This window comes from Psychrobacter sp. TB20-MNA-CIBAN-0197 (genome assembly GCF_040309765.1).
In the GTDB taxonomy this organism is placed as follows: Bacteria; Pseudomonadota; Gammaproteobacteria; order Pseudomonadales; family Moraxellaceae; genus Psychrobacter; species Psychrobacter submarinus.
Genome location: NZ_JBEOPC010000569.1, coordinates 1 through 273, shown reverse-complemented (window position 1 = coordinate 273; position 273 = coordinate 1). Strand labels below are relative to the sequence as shown.

The window sequence follows — 273 nt, the reverse complement described above, 5'->3', positions numbered from 1 at the left end:
CATCCCTTCTAAGCCCACTTGCGCTAAAGACTGCGCTATTTTTTCAACTCGCTGTCTCTTATTTCCTTTTGGCATGGCAAAAGCAATATTGCCCGCGACTGATAGGTGCGAAAACAGCAGTGCATCTTGGTACAGCACCCCAATACGGCGCAAATGGGCTGGCAGGTGAGTCACATTTTTATCGTTTAACCAGACAGTACCCGTCGCGGTAAAGTCATTCGCCAAAGTGCCTGTTAGCCAGTTTAGTAAGCTGGACTTACCACTGCCAGAAGG

1 protein-coding gene is annotated in these 273 nt (G+C 48.7%); it reads right to left on the bottom strand.

Going from position 1 to position 273, the window contains the following annotated elements; all coding sequences use genetic code 11:
- A partial coding sequence (locus AAEY83_RS15000) for an ATP-binding cassette domain-containing protein (RefSeq protein WP_351060146.1) occupies window positions 1-273 on the bottom strand: 273 nt, incomplete at both ends.